This window comes from Ralstonia sp. SET104, from assembly GCF_003851545.1.
Taxonomy (GTDB): Bacteria; Pseudomonadota; Gammaproteobacteria; order Burkholderiales; family Burkholderiaceae; genus Ralstonia.
Genome location: NZ_BHVX01000008.1, coordinates 105,387 through 125,127, shown reverse-complemented (window position 1 = coordinate 125,127; position 19,741 = coordinate 105,387). Strand labels below are relative to the sequence as shown.

Annotated in this window: 20 protein-coding genes and 1 pseudogene; 13 read left to right on the top strand and 8 right to left on the bottom strand. The window is 62.8% G+C overall.

Annotated elements, in window-relative coordinates:
• Positions 1-317: 317 nt before the first annotated feature.
• Together PSUB009319_RS12530 and PSUB009319_RS12525 are read left to right on the top strand one after the other, a co-directional pair.
• A complete protein-coding gene (locus PSUB009319_RS12530; protein WP_124382555.1) occupies positions 318-1,235 on the top strand; it encodes a LysR family transcriptional regulator in 918 nt (305 codons plus the stop codon).
• Positions 1,236-1,563: 328 nt separating this feature from the next.
• A complete protein-coding gene (locus tag PSUB009319_RS12525; protein ID WP_124382554.1) occupies positions 1,564-1,791 on the top strand; it encodes a hypothetical protein in 228 nt (75 codons plus the stop codon).
• 29 nt (positions 1,792-1,820) lie between these two features.
• Here the strand turns inward: PSUB009319_RS12525 and PSUB009319_RS12520 are convergent, their stop codons facing one another.
• From PSUB009319_RS12520 to PSUB009319_RS12510, 3 genes are read right to left on the bottom strand one after another with little or no spacing between them, the layout of a single operon-like run.
• Positions 1,821-2,408: a YigZ family protein gene (locus PSUB009319_RS12520; protein ID WP_124382553.1), complete on the bottom strand. Its 588-nt coding sequence runs from the start codon at positions 2,406-2,408 to the stop codon at positions 1,821-1,823.
• A gap of 8 nt (positions 2,409-2,416) precedes the next feature.
• A complete protein-coding gene (locus tag PSUB009319_RS12515; RefSeq protein WP_124382665.1) occupies positions 2,417-3,112 on the bottom strand; it encodes a GntR family transcriptional regulator in 696 nt (231 codons plus the stop codon).
• Positions 3,113-3,149: 37 nt separating this feature from the next.
• Entirely contained in the window at positions 3,150-4,490 is a 1,341-nt protein-coding gene (locus PSUB009319_RS12510) for a C4-dicarboxylate transporter DctA (protein WP_124382552.1), read from the bottom strand.
• Positions 4,491-4,834: 344 nt separating this feature from the next.
• Here PSUB009319_RS12510 and alc point away from each other — a divergent pair, with 344 nt between their 5' ends.
• The 3 genes from alc to PSUB009319_RS12495 all read left to right on the top strand — a co-directional run bounded on the left by alc (position 4,835) and on the right by PSUB009319_RS12495 (position 7,738).
• Entirely contained in the window at positions 4,835-5,845 is a 1,011-nt protein-coding gene (alc, locus tag PSUB009319_RS12505) for an allantoicase (protein ID WP_124382551.1), read from the top strand.
• Positions 5,842-6,369, top strand: coding sequence for an ureidoglycolate lyase (locus PSUB009319_RS12500; RefSeq protein WP_124382550.1), 528 nt, complete (start codon positions 5,842-5,844; stop codon positions 6,367-6,369). The genes alc and PSUB009319_RS12500 overlap by 4 nt, the downstream gene beginning before the upstream one ends.
• A gap of 94 nt (positions 6,370-6,463) precedes the next feature.
• A complete protein-coding gene (locus PSUB009319_RS12495; protein WP_124382549.1) occupies positions 6,464-7,738 on the top strand; it encodes a M20/M25/M40 family metallo-hydrolase in 1,275 nt (424 codons plus the stop codon).
• 172 nt (positions 7,739-7,910) lie between these two features.
• Here PSUB009319_RS12495 and PSUB009319_RS12490 read toward each other — a convergent pair whose 3' ends face one another.
• Complete coding sequence (locus PSUB009319_RS12490; protein WP_124382548.1) at positions 7,911-9,659, bottom strand: GMC family oxidoreductase; 1,749 nt, start codon at positions 9,657-9,659, stop codon at positions 7,911-7,913.
• A 382-nt stretch (positions 9,660-10,041) separates the two neighbouring features.
• On the opposite strand from PSUB009319_RS12490, the gene PSUB009319_RS12485 reads away from it, so the two are divergent.
• Positions 10,042-11,466: a coniferyl aldehyde dehydrogenase gene (locus PSUB009319_RS12485; RefSeq protein WP_260392971.1), complete on the top strand. Its 1,425-nt coding sequence runs from the start codon at positions 10,042-10,044 to the stop codon at positions 11,464-11,466.
• A gap of 58 nt (positions 11,467-11,524) precedes the next feature.
• Positions 11,525-12,433: a LysR substrate-binding domain-containing protein gene (locus tag PSUB009319_RS12480; protein WP_124382547.1), complete on the top strand. Its 909-nt coding sequence runs from the start codon at positions 11,525-11,527 to the stop codon at positions 12,431-12,433.
• Positions 12,434-12,443: 10 nt separating this feature from the next.
• On the opposite strand, the gene PSUB009319_RS12475 is transcribed toward PSUB009319_RS12480, so the two are convergent.
• On the bottom strand, positions 12,444-13,388 hold the full coding sequence (locus tag PSUB009319_RS12475) for a VOC family protein (protein ID WP_260392969.1): 945 nt from the start codon (positions 13,386-13,388) through the stop codon (positions 12,444-12,446).
• Between PSUB009319_RS12475 and PSUB009319_RS12470 the strand changes: the two genes are divergently transcribed.
• A complete protein-coding gene (locus PSUB009319_RS12470; RefSeq protein WP_124382546.1) occupies positions 13,373-14,302 on the top strand; it encodes a hypothetical protein in 930 nt (309 codons plus the stop codon). The genes PSUB009319_RS12475 and PSUB009319_RS12470 overlap by 16 nt on opposite strands.
• Positions 14,303-14,612: 310 nt before the next feature.
• Complete coding sequence (locus tag PSUB009319_RS12465) at positions 14,613-15,410, top strand: hypothetical protein (protein WP_124382545.1); 798 nt, start codon at positions 14,613-14,615, stop codon at positions 15,408-15,410.
• A gap of 246 nt (positions 15,411-15,656) precedes the next feature.
• On the opposite strand, the gene PSUB009319_RS12460 is transcribed toward PSUB009319_RS12465, so the two are convergent.
• Both PSUB009319_RS12460 and PSUB009319_RS12455 read right to left on the bottom strand, forming a co-directional pair.
• Positions 15,657-15,878, bottom strand: coding sequence for a hypothetical protein (locus PSUB009319_RS12460; RefSeq protein ID WP_124382663.1), 222 nt, complete (start codon positions 15,876-15,878; stop codon positions 15,657-15,659).
• 109 nt (positions 15,879-15,987) lie between these two features.
• Positions 15,988-16,428 (bottom strand): thioesterase family protein, encoded by a 441-nt coding sequence (locus PSUB009319_RS12455; RefSeq protein WP_124382544.1) that lies wholly within the window; start codon positions 16,426-16,428, stop codon positions 15,988-15,990.
• A 159-nt stretch (positions 16,429-16,587) separates the two neighbouring features.
• On the opposite strand from PSUB009319_RS12455, the gene PSUB009319_RS12450 reads away from it, so the two are divergent.
• The 4 genes and pseudogenes from PSUB009319_RS12450 (at position 16,588) to PSUB009319_RS12435 (ending at position 19,290) form a co-directional block, all read left to right on the top strand.
• Complete coding sequence (locus PSUB009319_RS12450; RefSeq protein ID WP_124382543.1) at positions 16,588-16,977, top strand: hypothetical protein; 390 nt, start codon at positions 16,588-16,590, stop codon at positions 16,975-16,977.
• An 88-nt stretch (positions 16,978-17,065) separates the two neighbouring features.
• A pseudogene (locus PSUB009319_RS12445) lies at positions 17,066-17,215 on the top strand (hypothetical protein); the annotation flags it as partial.
• Between the two features lie 60 nt (positions 17,216-17,275).
• Positions 17,276-17,941, top strand: coding sequence for a response regulator transcription factor (locus PSUB009319_RS12440; RefSeq protein ID WP_124382542.1), 666 nt, complete (start codon positions 17,276-17,278; stop codon positions 17,939-17,941).
• Positions 17,917-19,290 carry an ATP-binding protein gene (locus PSUB009319_RS12435; protein WP_185453460.1) on the top strand — a complete coding sequence of 458 codons (1,374 nt, stop codon included), beginning with the start codon at positions 17,917-17,919 and terminating at the stop codon, positions 19,288-19,290. Before PSUB009319_RS12440 ends, PSUB009319_RS12435 begins: the two co-directional genes overlap by 25 nt.
• A gap of 144 nt (positions 19,291-19,434) precedes the next feature.
• Here PSUB009319_RS12435 and PSUB009319_RS12425 read toward each other — a convergent pair whose 3' ends face one another.
• On the bottom strand, positions 19,435-19,707 hold the full coding sequence (locus tag PSUB009319_RS12425) for a metal/formaldehyde-sensitive transcriptional repressor (protein ID WP_124382540.1): 273 nt from the start codon (positions 19,705-19,707) through the stop codon (positions 19,435-19,437).
• Positions 19,708-19,741 lie beyond the last annotated feature (34 nt).

Genomic DNA, 19,741 nt, shown 5'->3' with positions numbered 1-19,741 from the left:
ATGGGTTGGAGCTGATCCTATTCCCGCACACCGATATCGATAAACGGCGTTTTCGTCAGTTGATTGCTAACCATGTATATCGAATGCTTTCTCGTGCCGCAGCAATTCAGAGGCAACAAGATCGCCGCAGAAGCCCGCAGCCATGCCATTTACCCGTGATTTTGTGCGCCGCAAAAATCGAGCGCCTTGCGCGAGCATTGATCCCATCACTGCTTCGCATTTCAGTCATTCGTCACAGGTGATATGCGCTGGATAGCGCCAATCCGCGTACGGAATCCTCCATAAAATGGTCAGACATTGCGAACTGGAATGATGGAATGGACAAGCTCAAGCAGATCGAAGCGTTCATCGCCGTGGTGGAACACGGCAGCATGGCCGCCGCCGCACTCACGCAGGATGTGACGCCCGTCATGATCGGCCGCCGCATCAATGCGCTGGAGGCTCGCCTGGGCGTCAAGCTGCTGCATCGGTCCACGCGCCGCATTGCGGTGACGGAGCAGGGCGCGGTGTTCATGGAACAGTGCAAGAAGGCACTGGGCGAACTGGACCGCGCTGAACTGCTGGTTGCCGAAGGCCGCCACAAGGCGACCGGCCACCTGATCGTCTCGGCACCGGCCGCGTTCGGCCGCAAGCACGTCGCGCCGCATGCGCCGGACTTTCTGCGCGCCAACCCGGACGTGCGCATCTCGTTCAACCTGACCGACCGCGTGGTTGATCTGGTGCGCGAGGGTTACGACGTGGGCATCCGCATTGGCGGGGCGATCGATCCGAACTTCGTGGCGATTCGTCTGGCGTCAAACAAGCGCGTGGTGTGCGGCACGCCCGCGTACTTTGCCAAGCACGGCGTGCCGCGCACGTTGGATGATCTGGAAAAGCACAACTGCCTCGCCTTCAACCTGCAGGGCGGCCAGCAGCGCGGCTGGTATTTTCAGCACAACGGCAAGGCCGTCACCGTAAAGGTGAACGGCAACCTCGACTGCAACGATGGCGAACTGCTGCACCGCTGGATGGGCGAAGGCTTGGGTCTTGGCTGGCGCTCAACGTGGGAGATCCAGCCCGAGCTGGAATCGGGCGCGCTGATGACGGTGCTGGATGACTACGCGCTGCCCGACTACGACATCCTCGCCGTGTATCCGCAGCAGCGGCCGGTGCCGGCCAAAATCCGGTTCTTTATCGAACATCTGAAGACGGTGTATGGGCAGCCGGGGTATTGGTCGCGGGTGGGTGAGCGATAATCGCGTCCCTGCGCGTCCCCGCGCATAGTCCTTTTCTGATTTATCCCGTTTCGTATTGCCTTCATCAAACGCAGCCCGATAGACTTGTCGGCGCTGCTTTCGTGCCACGAGAGAAAGCGGCCGAAGACTGGACATCTTCGATTAGCAACCGGCGAGGGCTTGGCACAAGTCCTTGTCGTCAATCTCCCGTGGCCGCTCTCCCTTATGGGCGAGCCGGCAGGGACGGCCTCGGCCGTGTCGAGCGTTGCTACTCGGTGTCCAACTTGCTGTGCTCGCCCACCCGCCTCTTGCGGGTGGCGCGTTTCCTCAATTCGACGGAGACCACGCCATGACAGATTCCAATGCCGTTCCCGATCCTCACCCTTATCAGGCGCATGCCGAATTGTTCGACAAGCTATCCAAGCTGCGTGCGTTTTTGAGCATGCTGCATGCGGGTGGCTTCGAGCATTTCCGGTCATTGGATGAGACGCGGCAAGCGGAGATTCTCTGGACCTGCCTGGACTACGCCGAGGGTGCCTATACAGCAACGACCGTCCGGGACGGGGCATCCTCCTGAGGCCGTCGTAAGGCCCTCGTGAGGCGGCATCAGGAAGCCACCACCACCCGCCCTTGCGTCAAATCCCGCAGCGCCCCGCGCGCCGCCGCCTCATCCGTCACCGGCAGCCGCACCGTCAACGTCACGCCCCCATCGTAGGCCGCATCGACGAGCGTGTAGCCGCCATCGTCAATCCAGCGCCGGATGCGTGCCTCATCGGCATAGTTGGTGACAAGCGTGAGGGTGGTGCGGGCGATGCGCTCCACGCGTTCGGCCTGCATGAGCGCGGTGGCGATGGCGTCGGTGTACGCACGCACGAGTCCGCCCGCGCCCAGCTTGACGCCACCGAAGTAGCGCACCACAGCACCCAGCGTGCTGTCCAGATCGTGATGGCGCAGCACTTCCAGAATCGGGCGCCCGGCGGTGCCGGAGGGTTCGCCGTCATCGGACATGCCGGATTGCCCGCCCGCAAGCAGTGCCCAGCAGACGTGCGTGGCGGCCGGGTGTTCGGCACGCAGGCGTGCGATGACATCCATGGCGGCCGCGCGGTCCTCAACCGGCACGGCCCATCCGATGAAACGGCTCTTCTTGATTTCCAGCTCGACGCAGACTGGCGCGCGCAGCGTGTAAGTTGGCACCGCGAGGTTCAGGCCAGCAGTGCGGCAACGAGGTCCGTTGCGCGGCCGCCCGGCGATTCGAACTTGAGCGAGCTCTCGGTGTGCGCCATGTGCTCTTCCATCAGGGCGATGGCGCCTTCCACGTCACCGCGCTTGGCCGCTGCCAGAAAGGCGGTGTGCTCGTCGGACGAGCGCACGGCGTCATAGGTGGATTGATACATCATCGTGATGACCGAGCTGCGCGCGGAAAGCTCGTACAGCATTTCCTTGAGCACGCTGTTGCCGACCACATCGGCCATCAGCAGATGGAAATCGGCCATCAGGCGGTTGCGGCGCGGGACGTCTGACAGGTCACCGCTGGCGGCCACCTTGTGTTCTTCGGCCAGATGCTTTTCCAGCCGCTTGTAATCGGCGGGCGTGGCCTTGGCGATGAACTCGCGCACCAGCGCCACTTCCAGCACGCGGCGCACGGCAAACACCTCGCGCGCCTCGGTTTCGTCCGGCTTGGCCACAAACGCACCGCGATCCGGCTCCATGCGGATCAGCTTGTCTTTGGCCAGCATCAGCAGCGCCGCGCGAATCTTGGTGCGGCTGACGCCGTAGACCTTCGCCAGCGCTTCTTCGCGCAGCTTGGTGCCCGGCGGCAGCCGGTGCGCGACGATCGCCTGGGCGATGTCGTCGGCAATGCCTTCGGAGGAGATGTCGGCGGCGGTGGTTTCAGTCATGGCGCCGATTTTACCGCCGTCCGACCAGACACCGGCTTCAGGCATGCGGCACGGTATGCGCCGAGACCGCCGGCGTGCCGTGTGCATGCGGAATCGACTCGCCTTCTTCGGTGATATCGATCTTGCCGTCCAGTACTGCGTTGGCGCGCACGCGGTCGATGTCTTTCTCCCACGCGGCGATCACGACCGTGGCGACGCAGTTGCCGATCAGGTTGCCCAATGCACGGGCAATCCCGATGAACCAGTCGACGGAGAGCACCAGCACCAGACCAATGGCCGGAATGGCAGGAATGACCGACAGCGTGGCTGCCAGAATCACGATGGCCGAGCCCGGAATGCCATGCGCGCCCTTTGACGTGATGAGCGCCACACCGAGGATGAGCAGCAAGTCCTGGAAGGCCAGCGGCGTGTTGGTCGCCTGGGCGATGAACACGGCAGCCAGCGTCAGGTAGATCGAGAATGCATCGAGGTTGAACGAATACCCGGTCGGGATGACGAGGCCCACCACCGAGCGCTTGATGCCCATCTTCTCAAGCTTGTTCATGATGGACGGCAGCACCGCGTCGGACGACGCCGTGCCCAGCACCACCAGCAGCTCGGCGCGCAGGAAGCGGATCAGCTTGAAGATGTTGAAGCCCGCCAGGCGCAGGATGCTGCCCAGCACCACCACCACGAAAATCGTCACCGCCGCATAGAACAGCAGCACCAGGAAGCCCAACTGCTTGAGCGAGCCCGCGCCGTACTTGCCCACCGTAAAGGCCACCGCGCCCAGCACGCCCAGCGGCGCCAGACGGATGATCACCGCCATCATGCGGAACAGCACGTGCGAGAGCTGATCGATCAGGTTCACCAGCGGCTTGGTGCGCTCACCCAGCAACGACAGCGAGCAACCGAACAGGATCGACACCAACAGCACCTGCAGGATGTCGCCCTTCACGAAGCCACTCACGAACGTATCCGGGATCAGCTTGAGAAAGAACGCCGCCACACCGGTCGATTCCACCTGCTTGGCCGTGTTCATGTACGACGCCATGGCCGCCGGGTCGAGCGATTTCGGATCGACATTCATGCCGTGGCCAGGGCCGAACAGATAGGCCAGCGCAATGCCCAGCGCCAGCGCAATCGTCGTCACGATCTCGAAGTAGATGACGGCTTTGCCGCCCACGCGCCCAACCTTCTTCAGCTCGCCGGCGCCGCAAATGCCGACCACCACGACTGAGAACACGATCGGCGCGATCAGCATCTTGATGAGTTTGAGAAAGCCGTCGCCAAGCGGCTGCAGTTTCTGCGCAAATTCAGGCGCCCAGATGCCCAGCGCGATGCCCACCGCCAAGGCAATCAAAACCTGCCCGAACAAGGGGCGCGTAAAGCGTTGCATGATGAATCCTCCTTTGGATTACAGATGTCTCGAGCCTTGCCCAATCGTCTAATTCGGTCTGCTGCGATTGTCGTCACGGCTTTGTTTCGCTCGTTGCATCGCAACAAATTGTCGTCACGAATTGTTGAGCGTTGACGGCATCATAGGCGATCCAATTTTTGTATGCAATTTTTGAATTCACATGCTAGCATCGGTCCATGCAGTCCCGCGAAGCCTTGTGCTTGCACCATCTACGCTGCACTTCCGGCGTTCCCATCGTCAGGGTTTCGAGTGTTCTTACTCGTCGTTTTTTGCCCGGTGGGTCTGCCGCATAACATCCAGAGACAAAGACCAAGGAGACTCCCATGGCGATGCCCATGCTCGATCCGAACGCACCCGATTTCACGCGCCGATATCCGAACCTGGCGGACCCCCGCTTGGGCGCCGAAGCCACGTTCGCAACTGACGAATTCTTCGCACCGAAGAACCGCATGCTCGACCCGCAGCCGGCGGTCTTCATTCCCGGCAAGTACGACGACCACGGCAAGTGGATGGACGGCTGGGAAACGCGCCGTCGCCGCAACGGCGGCTATGACTACTGCATCGTCCGTCTGGCCCGCCCGGGCGTGGTGAAAGGCGTCGATATCGACACCAGCCACTTCACCGGCAACTTCCCGCCGGCCGCTTCCATCGAAGCCGCCTACCTGCCCGACGGCGAGCCGACCGACGCGACGCAGTGGACCGAAATCGTTCCGTCGACCACGCTGCAAGGCAACAGCCACGCCTACGTGGCCGTGACCAACGGCGGCGCCTTCACGCATCTGCGCGTGAACATCTTCCCGGACGGCGGCATTGCGCGCCTGCGTGTGTACGGCCAGCCGCAAGTCGACTGGAAGGGCGCTGACCGGACCAAGCTGTTCGACCTGGCCGCCATGGAAAACGGCGCCTACGTGGTCGAAGCCAACAACGAACACTTCGGGCCGGCCTCGCGCATGCTGATGCCGGGCCGTGGCGAAAACATGGGTGACGGCTGGGAAACGCGCCGCCGCCGCGAGCCGGGCAACGACTGGTGCGTGATCGCACTGGCCAATCCGGGCCGCATCCGCAAGATTGAAGTCGACACCGCCCACTTCAAAGGCAATTTTGCTGACCGCGTTTCCATTCAGGCCGCACGCGTGGTGGGCGGCACCGACAGCTCGCTGAAGACGCAAGCCATGTTCTGGCAGACGCTGCTGCCCGAGCAAAAGCTGCAGATGGATCTGCAGCACTATTACGAAGCGGAAATCGCTGACTTGGGGCTGGTCACGCACGTGCGGTTCAACATGTTCCCGGACGGCGGCGTGTCGCGTCTGCGTTTGTGGGGAGTTCTGGAATGAGCCAAGACACTGCCGCTCGCGTAGCGCTCGCCATCGAGCCGCTCACGCGCGAAGCCTTCGCGCCCTTTGGCGACGTGATCGAGCTGGAAGGGGCCAAGCAGTTCCCGATCAACCAGGGCACGACCACGCGCTTTCATGACCTCGCCAACGTGGATGTGGGTGACGATGGCCGCGCGCTGATCAACCTGTTCCGTGGCCAGCCGCGTACGCTGCCGTTCGAGGTGAAGATGCTGGAGCGCCACCCGCGTGGCAGCCAGGCCTTCATCCCGCAGAACGACAAGCCGTACCTGGTGGTCGTGGCACCCGCCGGTGAGCTGGATCCGTCCAAGCTGCGCGCGTTCGTTTCACGTGGCTGGCAGGGCGTGAACTATGCGCGCGGTGTGTGGCATCACCCGTTGCTGGCTCTGGGCGAAGTGAGCGACTTCCTGGTTGTCGACCGCGGTGGCGAAGGCCACAACTGCGACGAGCAGGACCTGCCAGAATCGGTGTGGCTGACCGCCGAGGCCATGCAAGCCGCACAGTAAGCGCCGCTTTCATCGGTACCAATCCTGGGCCCCCGCACAACGGGGGCTCAGTCACTTTCGATCCTCGTCCAACAACAACCCCGGAGACATCGACATGACTCAGGCTCAGCTCACCTCCGCCGGCATCGACGCGGACATCCGCGCGTTTATCGAGGCTGCGCACGCGCGGCAGATCGATTTCCTGCGGGAACTGGTGAAGGTGCCGTCGGACAACCCGTCCGGCGACTGCGCCGCGCACGCGGCGCGCGCCAAAGCGCTGCTGGAGACGCTGGGCCTGACGGTCGAGGCGCATGCCGTGCCCGAAGCCCAAGTGCGTGCCGCCGGCATGGTCAGCGCCACCAACCTGATCGTGCGCCGCACGTTTGGCAATGGTGGGCCGACGCTTGCCATGAACGCGCACGGTGATGTCGTTCCGCCCGGCCAGGGCTGGACGCATGATCCTTACGGTGGTGAGATCGTCGAAACCGAACAGGGCCCTACGATGTTCGGCCGCGGCGTGGCGGTTTCCAAATCGGATTTCGCAACCTACACTTGGGCGCTGCTCGCGCTGATCGATGCCGAGAAGCGCGGTGCCAAGCTCAACGGCACGGTCGAACTGCATTTCACTTACGACGAAGAAACCGGCGGCGACATTGGCCCGAAATGGCTGCTGGATCAGGGCCTCTCCAAGCCGGACTACGCCATCTCGGCTGGCTTTGCGTATGGCATCACCTCGGCGCATAACGGCTGCCTGCACGTGCAGGTAACGGTGCGCGGCAAGCAGGCGCACGCCGCCATGCCGCATACCGGCATCGACGCCATTGAAGCGGCCACCCACATCCTGCAAGCTGTGTATGCGTATCGCGCAGAACTGGCGACGCGCAAGTCAGCCGTGTCCGGCATTGACCACGCAACGTTGAACGTGGGTTTGATCCGGGGTGGCATCAATACCAACGTGGTGCCGGATCTGGTGACGTTCCGCATCGACCGTCGAATGATTCCCGAAGAGGCCGGGCGCGATGCGCAAGGCGAGCTGCGAGCGGTGATTGAGCGTGCCGCAGCCGAGCGGCCGGGGATTGCGGTGTCGGTTGAGCGGATTCTGCTGGCTGAGCCGCTTGCCGAACTGCCGGGCGTAGACGTGTTGATTGGCGCTGTGCGGCGTCATGCGCTGGCGGTGTTTGGGGGCGATGTGCCAGTGCACGGTGTGCCGTTGTATACCGATGCCCGGCATTACACGGCGCATGGCGTGCCGACAATCCTCTATGGCGCTGGGCCGCGTACGCTGATGGAAGCGCGCGGGCACAACACAGATGAGAACCTGCGGTTGAATGATCTGCGGGCCGCTACCGTTGTGGTGGGTTGTGCCGTGGCGGAATTACTGGGCGCTTGACCGCTGTCGCTTAGCGTTGCGCTTGGGGCTTGAAACCGCTCTTGCCTTCGCTCTTGCCTTTTCCTCCCGGCAACAGAGGCGCAAGGCGCCGCATAGGGCGCAGGGCACGGCCAAACCGTCGGTGTGCCCGCGGCGGCGCCAAGGCTCGTCTTGCTGGCCCCGGCGCCTCCACTCAGTGGACTTCGGCCGGCGTGGCTTGTGCGGGGGTGCTCGTCAGCACATTCTGCGTTGGGCGCCCATATTGGCGCATCAAATCTGCGTGGCGCATCAAATCTGCGGCGCGCTCGGCAATCATGATGATCGGCGCGTTGGTGTTGCCGCCAATCAGCGTCGGCATGACCGAGCCATCGATCACGCGCAGGCCGGTCAGGCCACGCACGCGCAGTTCTGGGTCCACCACGGCCATGGCATCGTCTGCGCTGCCCATCTTGCAGGTGCCGACGGGGTGGTAGATGGTGTCGGCATGCTGGCGGATGAGCGCGCGCACGGCTTCGTCATCCGACCCGTCGCCGCGGAGGTTTCCCGAATACAACTCACGCCCGCCCAGATCGGCCAGCGGACGCTGCGCGAAGATGCTCTTCACGGCACGGAAACCGGCGAGCATACCAGCCATGTCGCCAGGGTCTGAGAGGAAGCGCGGGTCGATCAGCGGTGCCTCGCGCGTGTCGGCCGAGGCCAGGCGCACCTCGCCTCGGCTCTTCGGGCGCAGCACGCACACGTGGCACGAATAGCCGTGGCCGTAGTTGAACGTGCGATTGTGGTTGTCGGCCATGGCGACCACGAAATGCAGTTGCAGGTCGGGTTCGGCCAGATCGGGGCGGCTCTTGATGAAGCCGCCGGCCTCAGCAAAGTTGGTGGCGAGCATGCCGCGCCGCTCGCGCCGGTAGCGCAGAATCTCGCCCAGCATGTGGGCGCTGCCGCGCGCGGAATAGCCGATCAGGTCAAGGTTGAAGACCTTCTTGTGCAGGATGATGTCGAGATGGTCCTGCAGATTCTGGCCGACGCCGGGCAGGTCATGCACAACCGGAATGCCGAGCGAGCGCAGATGTTCGGCCGGGCCAACGCCCGAGGCCATCAGCAACTGCGGCGAGCCGAACGCGCCGGAAGACACGACGACTTCGCGGCGCGCATGCAGCGTTTCGGTGCGGCCCGCGCGCTCCACCACCACGCCCGCCGCACGCTTGCCCTCAAAGATGATGCGCAGCGCCTGCGTTTCGGGCATCACCGTCAACTGGCGGCGGTTGCGGCTGAAGGTGGTGTCGGCCTTGTCGCCGCCATGCAGATAGGCGCGTGCGGCGTTCCAGCGTTCGCCATTGTGCTGCGTGACCTGATATGGGCCGACGCCTTCCTGATCCGGGCCGTTGAAATCGTTGTTGCGGCGGTAGCCTGCAGCCACGCCGGCATCAACAAAGCGTTGTGCGATCGGATTGCCGGTACGCAGGTCGCTTACGTGCAGCGGGCCGGTGCCGCCGTGCAGCGCGTCGTCATCGCGGCCGGCAAAGCGCTCGTTGCCTTCTGAGCGCTTGAAGTAGGGCAGCACGTCGTTCCAGCTCCAGCCGGTGCAGCCTTGTTCGGCCCAGTGGTTGTAATCGTTGGGGGTGCCGCGGATATAGATCATCGCGTTGAGCGACGAGCTGCCGCCCAGCCCGCGCCCGCGCGGCTGATACCCCTGACGCCCGCCCAGGCCCGCTTGCGGCACAGTCTCAAACCCATAGTTGCGCTTGTTTTTGAACGGCAGCGACGCTGCGCACCCGGCCGGTACCCACACCGAGAGGTGATGGTCGTGCGGCCCCGCTTCCAGCAGCGCAACCGTCACGTCGGGGTCTTCGGTCAGCCTGCTGGCGAGAGCGCAACCGGCCGAACCGGCGCCGACGATGACGTAATCGAAGGTGAGGGCGGAGGTGGGCAAATCAGTGGCCATGGGTGTCTCCGGATGGATTTTTTATTGGGCGAGCGCCGCCGCCGGCTTATTGCCGGTCATGAACCCACATCCTAGGCGCTCCGGGTTGTTTCAAACGGCGGGGCTTACCCGCATTAGAAGCATCGCTCGATGGCATGCAGCAATGCCGGTGAAGCTGGGGCGGCAATCGCTGCCGAGGCGCGGATCCTGCGATTGCCGCATCGCAGCAAACCGCGCCTCACACACGTGTGCGCGCACCCGTACGAGCGGGCCGTGCCGCACACGGCGCTGCCGTATCAGCCCGTTGAAGGCCGCCCGGGCGACCATACTCGTTGGCAATTGCACCTATCTGCCAACCGACCTCTCCCACCCCGGGCTTCGCCCACCCTGCCAGGAGCACGCCATGCAACCTGCCGACCTGCCCGCCCCGCACTTGCTGCGCATGCAGCAGACCTTCGAAGCCATGCGTGCCGCTCATCAGGCCGACATGCTGCCCGCGTGGCCAGTGCGCCGCGACAGGCTCGCGCGGCTCAAGCGCCTCGTCATGGATAACCGCGAGGCCATCGCCCAGGCCGTCAGCGCAGACTTCGGCAACCGCTCACGACAGGAAACCGAGCTGCTGGAAATCTTCCCGAGCGTGGACGGCATCAAGCACGCGCTCTCACACGGCAAACGCTGGATGCGCGTGCAGCGGCGCGGCGTGAGCCTGTGGTTCCGGCCCGCCAGCACGCGGTTGATTCCGCAGCCGCTGGGCGTGGCGGGCATCGTCGTGCCGTGGAACTACCCGATCTATCTGACCATCGGGCCGCTGGTATCTGCACTCGCGGCGGGCAACCGGGCAATGGTCAAGCTGTCGGAATACACACCGCGTTTTTCTGCGTTGTTTGCTGATCTGATCGAGCGCCACTTTGCCGCCGATGAAGTGCGCGTCGTCAATGGCGATGCCGCCGTTGCGGAAGCCTTTTCTCGCCTGCCGTTCGACCATCTGCTGTTTACGGGATCGACCAACGTCGGCCACCACGTCATGCGCGCGGCGGCCGACAACCTCACGCCCGTTACGCTGGAACTCGGCGGCAAGTCGCCCACCCTCATCGGGCCCGATGCAGACTTTGATCGCGCGGTAGAACGCACACTGGTCGGCAAGCTGCTCAACGCCGGGCAGACATGCGTGGCGCCCGACTACGTGCTGCTGCCGGCCGGCACCGAGCAACGCTTCATTGATTCCGCACGCAAGCTGGTCGGCAAGATGTACCCAAACATGGCCGCCAACCGCGACTACACCACGCTCATCAGCCCGCGCCACTTCCAGCGCATGACGCGCATGGCCGACGAGGCACGCGAGCAGGGCGCACAGGTGCTGCCGCTCACCGACGTGGCGCCCAATGACGCCACGCGCCAGTTCCCGCCCGCACTCATCACCGGCGGCACCGACGACATGCGCGTGATGCAGGAAGAGATTTTCGGCCCGCTGCTGCCCTTGGTGCCGTACCGCACACTGGACGAAGCGCTCGCCTACATCAACGCGCGCCCGCGCCCGCTGGCGCTGTATGTGTTCGAGCGCAGCAGCAGCACCGTCGACCGCGTGATGGCCAGCACCATTGCCGGCGGCGTGTGCATCAACGAGACGCTGCTGCACGTAGCGCAAGACGACCTGCCGTTTGGCGGCGTGGGCGCCAGCGGCATGGGCGCGTACCACGGCATCCACGGGTTTGAGCGGTTCTCAAAGATGAAGCCGGTGTTCAGGCAAGCCAAGCTCAATGGGCTGGGCATGTTCCGCGCGCCATACGGCAAGACGTTCGACGCAATGATAAAGCTGCTGGTGCGCTGACAAGCCATTAGCAACCGCGAGGTTTTTGGCCTGACGCATTAGCACCTAGAATGCAGCGATGGCCAAGAACCTCGACATCACCCTTGTCCGCACCTTCGTTGCCGTGGCGGAAAACGCCAGCATGACGGTCGCGGCCAACGCGCTGCACCTCACGCAGGGGGCCATCAGCCAGCAGATCAAGCGGCTCGAAGACGCCTTCGAATGCCGCTTGTTCGCGCGCGACGGCCGCCGGCTCGAACTCACCCACGCGGGGGAACGCTTTCTCGGCCGGGCCAAACGGCTGCTCGCCCTCAACGACGAAATCTGGGCCGACATGGCCGCACGCCCGCTGCAAGGCCCGGTGCGCCTGGGCGTGCCGTATGACCTGGTCGGCACCGTCTTCCCGCCGATTTTCAAGGCCTTTACTGAGGCGTGGCCATCGGTGGAACTGACCATCGTGTGCGGTACCTCGCCTGACTTGGCTGAAGGTATCGCGCGCGGCGAACTGGACGTCGCCGTGGTCGAAGCCCCGGTGGACGAGGCGACCGGCGAATGCCTGTGCGTGGAGCGTCTGGTGTGGGTTGGTGCACGTGGCGGCAACGTGCATGCGAAACGGCCACTGCCGCTGTCGATGGTGGACGAGAGTTGCGCCTTTCGCGCCCGCGTGCTCAAGGCGCTGGGGGAGCACCGCATCGAATGGCGCACGGTGTTTGAGAGCGGCAACATCGAGGCGACCACCGCCACGGTGCGCACCGGGCTGGCCGTCACCGCGTGGCTGACGCCCACAGTGCCGGCGGACCTGGACATCCTCGGGCCAGAAACCGGCTTGCCTGAACTGCCGATGTTTGCCATCAGCCTGCTACTGCCCGCGCAGGGTGCGAGTGCTGCGGCGCAGGCGCTGGGGCAGTGTGTGCGAGACGGGTTTTCTACGCGGCAGCAGGTGGGGCAGCAGGTGGGGCAGCGGCTGGGAGAGCGGCGCGCCGCCTGACCGGTGGCCGTTACAGACCGCCGCCTTCGATCTGCACCCGCCCATTCGGCGTATCGAGCACGAGCGTCAATGCCGGCCGCGCCGCATCGGCAAATTCAACGTATCGGTTCTCGGGGCTGGCAGCAGCCCATCCGAGGCCATGGAGCTTGGTGCGAATGGCGGCCATCTCTGGATGCGCGAGTTGGAATCGGTTCAGGCGCAGCCCAACATCCTGCATCTTGTCGGCGGGGCTTTTGCCGCCAGCCCAGTCGATGAAGGCAGGCAAGCATCCGCCTGCTTCGGGCTCACCATCTGCCCGGTGGAAGAAGTGCCACCGCAAATCGCCGCGAGACACTTCAAGCAGCTCGTGCTGCGGCGACTGGATTGCGTTGTTGCGCGCCAGACCGGGAAGGCTGGCAACCCAGCCAAGCAACTGCGGCGCATCTTCCAGTTTGCCTTCCCGCATCAGACGGTCGAGCGCAAACCAGCGCGTCCTGTTTGGCGCAAGCGCCTCGGGGTCAATGGCGATGAATTCCAGAAAAACACCGGGCGCGATCCGCGTGACCAGATTGTGCGTTCCCATCAAAGGATGCCGGCCCCCGCAGGCAACGCCACGCCAAACACCTGCGAGGCATACGCCTTCGCTTGGTCGAGGGATCGCGCGGCGAAGGCAATGTGATCGATCTTCAAGCTGGCTCCCGTTGGTGTGCGTCTGAAACAGGAGGCGCCAGAATGCCACAGCGCACGCTACGGTGTTTTCTGGAGATCGGCTTGGCAGCGGCTTATTGCTGGCATCCCCGCCTGCCCGGAGGATGCGTCGATGGCATCGATAAAGCCGTTCACGAATGCCGGTGGCCTGCATCTCGGTGAGGTCACAAATCAATACATGCAAAGGATGGCACCCGCCCAATTGGGAGCCTACGCTGAAAATCCTGAATTTCGTAGAAGAGGATGCAGCCCATGATGCCAGCAGCAAACAACGTCTTTTCCAGTCAATCTTCAGAGGCACCCGCCCAAAGCGAAGAGAACAATCTGCAAGCATTGGCGCAGCAAGCCATGGCGGAATACCTGACGCCACGGCAAACAGAAGCAATTTATGAACTGCTGCAAGGCGAATCATCACAAGGAATGATGCAGCCTCCCCCGGCGACTGGAACGACGAATGAATTTTTGCAAACTGAAGCGAAAAAAATAAATGCAGATCTATCCCCGCATGAACTTCAATTGATTCACGCGCAAATAGATCAATGGAATCACATAGAAAAAAGACAGCGGTTTTTGGAAAAAATATTTGAGCGCGCGCAACTCTCCCCGTGTTTTGTGAAGATCAGATTTCAATCTGATTTCCGCGCCATTAAGAAATTTAAAAAAGCAGAGCACGAAATCATTGGGAATTTCGAAGACATGAGACGCGCCATGATCGACGGCACGATCCGCCAGCATCTCGCCACCAAATCACCTGATCTCGACACCGCGCTATCAAAAATAAAACAAAACCAAGATAAATTCGCCCACAGCCTATCCAATACTAAAGAAATCATCCAATTGGATGAAATCCAGCGCCTTAGTGACAACAATGCGATGCTGGAACTCAGCATGAAGCAAGCGGGGCAGCTTGGAACCCTTATTCAGAAGATCGAGCAAAAATGTATTGCAGAGTCTCGCCCAGAGAATCTGGCTGCCTTGAAGACGAGGCAAGTGCATTTACAACGACAACATGCCAGGGAACAAACTCACATCAGCAGGCAGCAAAGCGAACTGCAACGCCTGCAAATGCCATGGCCCGAAGTCCCGCCCGACCTCTGCCTCGATGCCGGAGTCGAGACACAGCCTGGCCCCAGCACAAGAGCAGGAGCCATCGCACCACCGGGCCTTCCGCATGAGCGCTGAACGGACTGGTATGTCACATGATTGATGGGTACGACTGGCGTTGGCAGCCGCAAGACTCGCGCGATCAACGACCGATCGGGTCATATAGGCGCGCGCTTATGGGGCAACATCCGCGGTGACGGGTCGCAAGGAACAGCATGCGTGAAGAACAGCAGGACGTGAAGCAACACTCACTTGTGGAAGCGGCCACACGGTTTCTATTGAGGCCCACAAACCGAAGCACATCACAAATCTATACAAGTCAATGTTGGCACCGGCTCCGCCGACCCTCTATTCTGAAATCTCGAACTTCAGAAGGAGGATTTGATTGATGATTCCAGCCAAAAACAATGGCAATGGTAATGAAGGCGCCTCAGATACATCCACGCAGCAGATGGCGCAAACGCTCGATTCAACATACGAAACGAATACCATGCTTCAGCAGTTCAAGGCAATTGCAACGCAGCACAAATTGCCATCACCAGAGATAAAATTAGCCGTAGAGCAAATAATAAAATGGGACACTCTCAGAAAAAATCAGCTATTTATTGAAGAAACACTAAATCGCGCGAATCAATCTCCCATGCCAGAGAGAAACAATCTTCATGTGGAAACCCGAAAAATCGAAAACCTGAAGTACCTCAACAGCGAGATCGCCTTACACTTCGACACCATTCAAAACACAAAAAAGGATGAAGAATTCAGCAAAAATGTCATCGTGGCCATACACAAAATTGACAAGAAAGTTTATGAAATGGAAATGCTTCAGAAGCATTTGCTCCCCGGCTTTGAGAAAAATATCAAGCTGATCAAAGACAACGAAGCCTTGCGACGCTCGCATCTAGAGAAAGAAATAGAGAAAACGATGAAGCGCGCCGGAGAGCGTGAAGCCAGGGCGCGCGCCAACGGGTTCGGGCGGGAAAATCCAGCTACGCGACAAATAGCGCAAGCGAATGAAATGCAGCAAATAAGGGCGCAGATTGACCTTCGCAGGCACCAGAATGAACTACAACCGCTTCGGGCGCCGTGGCCAGAGAAACACCCAAGCCTTTGCGTAGGCGTAGAGGCGCCGCAACCCGGTCCCAGCGCAGGAGCCAAGGCTCGAACAAGCCCCGCTTTCGAACGCTGAATGTGCGGCGGTGCCATCGCCGTGCGCCGGGGTCATGGGCCTGTGTGTCATCAATAACAGCCACGGCATCGCAACACTGGCGACTTCACAGGCGGCCTCAGCGCGCTCAACCGCGTGATCGGCGCATGCACGGATTTGGCACGGATTTGGCATGTATTCGGCCATCCGGTCGGCTTGTTCAACATGCCAAATAAAAACCCCGCCAGCCGGCGGGGTCCCCCAAATCCTTTCGAGCCTGCAAGCCAATCAAGCCTGCGGCGCGGCTCCATCTTGCGAAGCCGCCTCGGCACCTTCGGCCTTGGCTTCGTCCTTCTTTTCCAGCATCTCTTCCAGCGCACCGGCGCCCTTGAAACCAGCGACCGCTGCGACAGCCTTGGTCAGCAGGCCGGCATCCGGATCGACTTTCTCGGCGGCTTCAACGGCGGCGACGGCGCCGGCGATCTTGCCCACTTCATCCAACAATCCCATGGTCATCTCCACCAGGTTGAACGGGAGAGTCATCTTCCCACCGGCAAGTGGCAGGAGCGCAAACAAAGTTAAAAATTTTTCAGCAGCGCTCGTTTGCGTAGGCCATGCATCACTCGGCTTCTGCGCCTGCCGGGGCGATGGTGAGTGCGCCAAGACGTTGGCGTGCGCTATCGGTAATGGGGCTCGATTGGCGTGTGGCAACCTCGATCTGCACGATCACGGATTGCGAGGTGGCGGCGCAGCGGCCGTTCTGAAAGATGGCCTGTTCGAGCTTGACAGAACTGCGGCCGACGCTCGCCACGCGCGTGCCGATCTGTACCGAGCCGGGCCAGAGAATCTCGTTGCGGAAGTCGAGCACGAGCTGGGCGATGACGAACTCGCAGCCGGGCGCGGCCAACGGGTTGTCAGGCGTGAAGAGCATTTCCACGCGGCCCGTTTCCAGATAGGTAGCGAAGACGGCGTTGTTAATGTGGCCCTGGCGATCGGTGTCGCCATAGCGGAGTTTGTCGGTGGACAGCAGCGGGAAATCGTTGGGCGACGGGAGCGTCATTGCAATGTGTGATGAGGCGACAGTGCCTGCATTGTGCCGGGCTTTGCGCACCGGTGCAGAGCGAGCGTCACCCCAGGGCCCGCACTGATGTGTCATCACTGACCGGTCCGGCATGGTCTAGGATGAAGGCACCTTTTCGTCACATCCCGAGGACACACCATGCCGCATCGCCGCCGTCTTGCGCTTGCCTTCGCTGGCGCCGCGCTGTTTGCCGCCGCTACGCCGTCGTTTGCATATTTCCGCAATGTGCTGGCCAGTACCATCATCGGATCGATGAGCCCGACGGAGCTGAAGTCATTCACCAAAGCCGTGGGCGATGCGCTGGTCAACACCACCGACAACACGCCCGCGCAATGGACGTGGCCCGCCAAGGGCAAGCAGGCCGCCATTGACGCCACCATCACGCCGCTGGAAACCAAGACCGACGCCGGCCAATCCTGCCGGCGCCTGCAAAGCGAACTCGCACGCGGCAGCAGCAAGGAGCAATGGACGGCGTGGCTGTGCAAGCAGCCTGGAGGGGAATGGAAGTTGCGGCGCCTGGCGCAATAAGCCATTGGCTGCCGGGCGGCTATGGATGATCTAAGTCTGCCCCGGCAGACTGATGCGGAATCTCCCTTCATCCCCTTGGAGAATCCGCATGGTTCTCTCCGCACAAAAGCACCCCATGGCCCCGTCCCGCAGCAAACTGCCCGAGATCACCCTGGCGTTCTGGATCGTGAAGATCAGCGCCACCACGCTGGGCGAAACCGCGGGCGATCTGCTCTCGATGGCGCTCAAGATCGGCTATACGACCGGGCAGGCGCGGCACAGCGCGTTGCAGGCTGCCTGACCATTCACCAGACATTGAATGCGCGTTCTCCTCGTTGAAGATGACCCGATGATCGGCGCGGCCGTAGAAGCCGCGCTGCAAGACGCCGCCTATGCCGTGGACTGGGTGCGCAACGGCCAGACCGCGCTGGACGTGGCCGCGCATCAGCACTACGACGTGCTGCTGCTCGATCTCGGCTTGCCGGGCAAAGACGGCCACGCCGTGCTCGGCAGCCTGCGCACCCGAGACAACCCGGTGCCGGTGCTGATCCTGACCGCGCGCGATGCGGTGGATGAGCGCGTACGCGGCCTCGACGGCGGCGCCGACGACTACATCCTCAAACCCTTCGAAATGGTCGAGCTGCTGGCCCGGATGCGCGCCGTCCTGCGCCGCAAGGGCGGGGCCGCCAGCCCGGTGCTGACCAACGGCACGCTCACGCTCGACCCCGCCGCGCACGAAGCGCGCATGGGCGATGCCGAGCCGGTGCGCCTGTCCGCACGCGAATTCGCACTGCTGCAAGCACTCATGCTGCGCCCCGGCGCCATCCTTTCGCGCACGGAACTGGAAGAACGCATTTACGGCTGGGGCCACGAGGTGGCAAGCAACGCAGTCGAATTCCTCATCCATGCGCTGCGCAAGAAGCTCGGCGCGGAGGCCATCAAGAACGTCAGGGGGGTGGGATGGATGGTGCCGAGGGGCCAATGACGGCATCCACGTCCACCGCGGCATCGGTGCAGCGGCGGCTGTCGATCTGGCTGTCGGCAATCATCGTGACGGTGGCGGTGCTGGCTGGTGGTGTGGCGTTTGGCGAAGCGTTTCACGAAGCCTATGCACTGCAGGATGACGTGCTGCGCCAGGTCGGCGCCATGTTTGACCCGACGCATCTGCCCGCCACCAACAATCTGGGCGAGAACACGCCGGTGTCGGACAAAGAGGCGCGCGTGCTCGCACAAGTGCTGCCCGCGCCCGGCACGGCGGCCGCGCCGGATGCAGACGCACGGCGCCCGACCCTTCCGGCAACGCTGGTCGACGGCATGCAGACTGCACGTGCCGGCAAGCGCGAGTACCGCGTATGGGTCCGTACGCTCGTCAATGGTCAGCGCGTTGCCGTGGCGCAGGAGACCGCCGTGCGCGATGAGACCGCGCGCGACAGCGCCATCCTCACGCTCATCCCGTTCGTGATCCTGGTGCCCATCCTGTTGCTGGCGGTGGCCCACGTGCTGCGCAAGATGTTCGCGCCCATTAAGCGCCTTGCGCACGAGGTCGACCAACGCGAGACGGTGGATCTGCGTCAACTGCACGCCTTCGCACCCGAGGCCGTGCCCGACGAAGTGCGTCCGTTTGTGGTGGCCATCAACCGCCTGCTGGCGCGGGTGCAGCAGTCGATGGACGCGCAGCACCGCTTTGTTGCCGATGCCGCGCACGAACTGCGCACACCGCTGTCCGCACTGTCGCTGCAGGCCGAGCGGCTGGGGCAGGCCGCCATGTCGCCCGATGCGCAGGAGCGGCTTGCCACGCTGCGCCAGGGCATCGAACGCAGCCGTGGGCTGCTCGAACAGTTGCTCGCACTGGCGCGCGCGCAGGAAGCCACCGGCGTGCCAACGAGCACCGTGTCGGTCCAGCGCGTGTTCCGCAGCGTGCTCGAAGACCTCATGCCGCTGGCTGACGCCAAGCGGCTCGACATGGGCGTCACCACTGAAACCGATGCGCGCGTGCATGCCAATGAACTCGACCTCTTCGTCGCCGTGCGCAACCTTGTTGACAACGCCATCCGCTACACGCCGGCAGGCGGGCGCATCGATCTGTCGGTCGCCACCGATGCGCGCGTGGTGTCGATCGCCGTGCAGGACACCGGCCCCGGCATCCCCGCCGGCGAACGCGCGCGCGTGTTCGACCCGTTCTATCGCGTGCTCGGCAACGAGGCGACCGGCTCGGGGCTGGGGTTGTCTATCGTCAGTACCGTTGTGCGGCGCCTGGGTGGCGAGGTCGAACTGGGTGACGCCGAGGGTGATGCCGGCGGGCTGCGCGTGACGGTGCGGCTGCCGAAGGCCTGACGGCAACCGCACGGCTGGCCCGCTATCTCGCCCGGAACACCACCGCCAGCCCCAGCAGGATCATCGCCATGCCCGCCACCGCAACGGGCGCGAGACGATGGCCGAGCACTGCGTCATCCAGCAATGCCGTTACGCACCCACGCGCTATTTCAGATAGGACTTGATCACCTGCAGCACGGCGTCGAGGTCTTCCTGGCGCTGCGCCTCGGTGGGTTCTTTCACCACATGATCCGTCAGGTGGCCTTCAATGACAGCAGCCATCAGCCCATTGACTGCACCGCGAATTGCTGCGATCTGCTGCAGGATGGCCGTGCAATCGCCCTCGTCAGCGAGTTGCTTCTCCAGCGCAGTCGCCTGCCCCTGGATGCGCCGTACACGCGCCAGCAGCTTGGCTTTGTCGCGGATGGTATGGGCCATGGGTTGATGTGTCGAGGGGGGATGTTGAAGTCGC